Raw genomic sequence first — 228 nt, forward strand, 5'->3', positions numbered from 1 at the left:
TGGTGGAGCTAAGCGGGATCGAACCGCTGACCTCCTGCGTGCAAAGCAGGCGCTCTCCCAGCTGAGCTATAGCCCCATCGCTATATCAGAGTGCTTAACTTAACATCATCGGTATGGGTACCGATAATGCTGCGAATCCTATACGTAAGACAGATGGTGGAGCTAAGCGGGATCGAACCGCTGACCTCTTGCATGCCATGCAAGCGCTCTCCCAGCTGAGCTATAGCC

1 tRNA gene is annotated in these 228 nt (G+C 54.4%); it reads right to left on the reverse strand.

Going from position 1 to position 228, the window contains the following annotated elements:
• Positions 1-76, reverse strand: a tRNA-Ala gene (locus L975_RS17125).
• Positions 77-228: the final 152 nt, after the last annotated feature.

The sequence above is a fragment of the Plesiomonas sp. ZOR0011 genome (genome assembly GCF_000800945.1).
GTDB lineage: Bacteria > Pseudomonadota > Gammaproteobacteria > Enterobacterales > CAMTGL01 > Plesiomonas > Plesiomonas shigelloides.